Below are 4,352 nucleotides of genomic sequence, written 5' to 3' on the forward strand. Positions count from 1 at the left end.
TCTCTAGCCTTATCTGTATTAATAGAATACTCTGGTGTTCCATTGTAAGGAGCCTCTTCTCCCTCTAATGAATATCTAGCTTTTTTCCCTGTTTTATCTTCTACATATGTAATGATTTCACGCAGAGATATCGTTCCTCCATTACAACCATTAATTGCTCCCGTATACTCTTGATCAGCTAAATACGCAAGAAAGTCACCAGCCTCACGTGAACTTATAAAACTCATCTGATTATCTAGATTGTCAATATTCATAGGAATCTCTTTCATGACATGTACTACATAAAATTTCAGACGCTCAGTATAATCATCCTTTCCTATAACAAACGGATAACGAACTGATACTGCCGCCTGTTTCTCATACTGTTTTCTCAATGCACATTCTGCCAGTCGTTTTACTTCTCCATATGCATAAGCTTGTCGATCACACCAAATTAATTCTTTTTCTTCTGGTTTAAAATCCTCTTCAACAGTATCCCAATGTAATTCATAGACTGCAGTTGTTGACATAAATACAAACCGATCACAAGACACTGCCTCAAGCACAGCTTTCATATCATTGGAACAATAACAGATGTTATCATAGACTACATCATAATGATGATTTGAAAACGTTGACTTCATCTCTTCCTCATTCAGATGATCTACATGGATTCGCTTTACTGAAGAACCAAATTCATCTTCCTTATTACCTCTTGTTGCAATTGTTACCTCATGTCCTCGTTTTAGTAATGATTTTACTATATGCAATCCAAAAAACCTTGTGCCACCTAGTACTAGAATATTCATGGTATGCCTCCTTAAATAGTTTACAGATTTAAATTAAAGTAATGGTAATGGTATTTACTACCATTATAGTATATTTACAAATATAATTTGTCAACTTTATGAACAATTATGAGCAAAACCGAATATTAATAATATAAAAAGAACAGTTACACATACTTTATGAAAAACATAAAGTCTATACAACTGTTCCTTTCTTATCCTAATTTTACTTATCAAATCTTTCACGAAGCTTCTTTAACGCCTTCTTCTCAATACGACTCACATAACTTCTTGATATCCCCAGCCTTACTGCAATCTCACGTTGAGTTACTTCTTCTCCACCTTCAAGCCCATAGCGAAGAACTATAATCTCTTTCTCACGGTCAGTTAATAGCTTTTGGACAAACTGATTTAACTTCACAATGTTTTCGCGAGTCTCTAATGTATCAACAATGTCCTCATCAACTGACTCAATAATATCTAATAAATTGATTTCGTTGCCTTCCTTATCAGCTCCGATAGGTTCATATAGATAAACTTCCTTCGACTGCTTTTTGCCGCTCCGAAGCATCATAAGAAGCTCATTATCTATACAACGGGAAGCATAGGTGGCCAGACGAATTCCTTTATCTGGGTCAAACGTATCAATAGCCTTAATTAATCCAATGGTACCAATTGAAATTAAGTCGTCGATATCTTTGTCAGGGGCACTATATTTCTTAACTATATGAGCTACTAAACGTAAATTACGCTCAATCAGAACGCTACGTGCTTCCTGACTGCCGTTTTTGTATTGCATGAGATAAGACTTTTCCTCGTTGGTGCTTAATGGCTTCGGAAATGATTTCACTTTATAAGCACCTCAAAACTAATAGTTTATTACTATTGTATGATGCGAAACCTATTTATGTGCTTTTCCTACTCATTTCTTCTAATTTTGATACTCGTCTACATTTTTTTGTCCTAGAAATTAGCTTGTAAACCCTCTATACACTTGAATTCTCAACTAAAAATTCTTTAATATAAGAATGACCTCTTCGGGCTTGCTCATCATCATAATGAGCTGAATACGTATCCATAAAGCCATGGTATGCATTTAATTTCTTATAACTTACCATATTTATCTTAGATAATTTCTTTATTATAGCATCAACATCAAAGGAATCCTGCTTAACAAAAAGTAATAATACTTGACATCTTGGTCTTACTTCCAAATAATCTCGTATACGCGAACCATAACAAGCAATTACTCCATCACAATTATCATTCACACTACATCTCCAAGCAATCGTAGCACCAACGCTAAAACCAAGAATGAATACTTTTTCATACTTCTCTTTTAATATATTAATAAAGGTATTGATCCGTTCATATATTTGAAAACCGATTTCATTCACAAAGTTTACATAAGCCTCCGTCGCTTGTTCATAAGAATAACATTCTTTATTGAGTAGATTAGGGCTATATATGTCAAAATCTTCACCTACATACTGCATACATATATCTTCTATGAATTTGTTAACTCCATAAATCTCATGCAATACTATCAGTGCATTTTTATTATTCTTTATGTGTTTCATTGTATGGTTCTCCCTTTTATATCTTATACAAACCTTTTCCCAATACTATCATATTCACAGCTTCTATGCTTCAAGTTAATGGCAAACAATACAATAGATATCTTATTGAGCTTTTGTTGTGTCAAACATTTTACCTATATATTCAATACTTCTATCAATCTCTTCCTTAGTAATCTTCCATGAACATACACTAAAGCGAATTACCTTCTTTCCTTGGTGCAATGCACCTCCACACCATAGTTGTCCACAACTTTGAATAGCCAAAAGCAATTGATCTGTTTCTTCATTCGTATTAAGACGAGCGATAACTTGATTGTACACTACATCATTCTCCACGTACATACCGACTTCTTGCAAACAACTAGCAAGATACTTCGCATTCTCACATAACGTATCAATTAATTCAGCGACTCCTTCTCTTCCTAAATACTTCAGCGCTGCCCATAATTCAATACCTCTTGCACGCCTTGACATCTCCACACCATATAGCATGGAATCTCGATGCTCGCTAAATTGTAGATATGACCCCGATACCTGCATCGTTCGTATCAAACCTGCACGATTCTTGCAGAATACAATACCGCTATCGTAAGGTACATTCAATGTTTTATGGGCATCTGTTGTCCAAGAATCTGCTTTCTCGATTCCTACCGTTAAGTTACTATACTTCTTCGATGCTGCTGCCCACAATCCAAATGCTCCATCTATATGTACCCATGCACCAGCCTTATGTGCCTTATCACATAACAAAGAAAACTCATCAAAACTGCCTGTATTCACATGGCCTGCTTGCAATATTAATAAAGTATTCGAATCCAATTCTGGGATTTCATCTATTAACATTCTACCTTGATCATCCACAGGGACATATTCTAAATTATCTTTACCTAAGCCAGCAAGTACTAAAGCTTTGATAACAGATGAATGCGCTTCCTTACCTAAAACTACACGTATAGGTTTTGCATCATATAACCCCTTAGTAGCAACATCATATCCTTGACGATACAGCAATTCATTCCTAGCTGTTAATACAGCATAGAAATTTGCCATACTAGAACCACTAACAAAAGAAGCTGCCGTACCTTCTGGTAAACCTAATAATGATATTAGCCATCTCTCACATACTTCCTCTAATTTGTCAGCAATCGGTGATGATACATACGTTCCTGCATTCTGATCCCATATATCTCCCAACAGACGTGCAGCCTGGCTAACAGGTATGTTTGCCCCCATAACAAACCCATAATAGCTTCCACTTGTGTGACGTACTGTGGCATTACTTCCGTTTTTATGTAATAACTCCAAAACTGTTAAGGGATTCATTGGCTTATCTTGTAGGTCTTCATGATTATTCTCAAGCTGAATCAAAGCTTCTTTTTCTGGATAATCTCTTGCATGTTCCTCATTATTAATATATTCTCTTGCGTATGACATAACCTTATCTAGTAACTCTTCGGTATTTAACTCATTTTTCATATTTTTAATTAACATACTTACTCCTCCATCAATGACTCATATTATAATACTACTAAAAAAATACAATTTTTCTCAATTGTATACTTTTTGGTAACATTATGCAATACTAACGTCGACATGGAGAAGAGTTTCGAGATTATCTAGTTAACTAATAACATTTCTTATTGCTATTTTTCAGATGCAATGTTAAAATTTAGAAAAAAGTTTTCCAGAAGAACGTAATAGTATTTTCAAGTATGAAAGGAGTTATATGAAAAAAAAGTATCTTATTCCAATTGCTATTGTTATGTGTACATTAATGGCAAGTTGTAAATAAATAATAATCATGATAATCTAGTTGTGGAACAATCGAAAAAAAACACAGAAGCCACATCACAAGACGTGACCTTTTCTAATAGTAAGTTAGAAGAAATAATTCAAAATAAAATTAATAAAAAAGGAAAAAAACTATCAAAACGTGATTTAGAAGAAATTGAAGAATTAGATTTGATGGGATCGGATATTACAGATTTAGATGATATTGAAAAAC

The 4,352-nt window shown here is 34.2% G+C and carries 5 protein-coding genes; 1 reads left to right on the forward strand and 4 read right to left on the reverse strand.

Going from position 1 to position 4,352, the window contains the following annotated elements; all coding sequences use genetic code 11:
* From ACW2QF_RS17925 to ACW2QF_RS17940, 4 genes are all read right to left on the reverse strand, one after another.
* The coding region (locus tag ACW2QF_RS17925; RefSeq protein WP_455717384.1) for an NAD-dependent epimerase/dehydratase family protein at positions 1-788 on the reverse strand (788 nt) is incomplete at its 3' end.
* Between the two features lie 205 nt (positions 789-993).
* Positions 994-1,617 (reverse strand): RNA polymerase sporulation sigma factor SigK, encoded by a 624-nt coding sequence (sigK, locus tag ACW2QF_RS17930; RefSeq protein WP_455717385.1) that lies wholly within the window; start codon positions 1,615-1,617, stop codon positions 994-996.
* A gap of 136 nt (positions 1,618-1,753) precedes the next feature.
* On the reverse strand, positions 1,754-2,347 hold the full coding sequence (locus ACW2QF_RS17935; RefSeq protein ID WP_455717386.1) for a dienelactone hydrolase family protein: 594 nt from the start codon (positions 2,345-2,347) through the stop codon (positions 1,754-1,756).
* A 102-nt stretch (positions 2,348-2,449) separates the two neighbouring features.
* The gene (locus tag ACW2QF_RS17940; protein WP_455717387.1) at positions 2,450-3,838 is read right to left on the reverse strand and encodes a pyridoxal phosphate-dependent decarboxylase family protein; all 1,389 of its coding nucleotides are present in this window, start codon (positions 3,836-3,838) and stop codon (positions 2,450-2,452) included.
* A 324-nt stretch (positions 3,839-4,162) separates the two neighbouring features.
* On the opposite strand from ACW2QF_RS17940, the gene ACW2QF_RS17945 reads away from it, so the two are divergent.
* The coding region (locus ACW2QF_RS17945) for a hypothetical protein (protein ID WP_455717388.1) at positions 4,163-4,352 on the forward strand (190 nt) is incomplete at its 3' end.

It is taken from the genome of Anaerosporobacter sp., assembly GCF_965301125.1.

Bases quoted from the DNA above. Each gene is read 5' to 3' on its own strand.
- ACW2QF_RS17940 (WP_455717387.1), bottom strand. From the start codon at position 3,838: ATGTTAATTAAAAATATGAAAAATGAGTTAAATACCGAAGAGTTACTA.
- ACW2QF_RS17935 (WP_455717386.1), bottom strand. From the start codon at position 2,347: ATGAAACACATAAAGAATAATAAAAATGCACTGATAGTATTGCATGAG.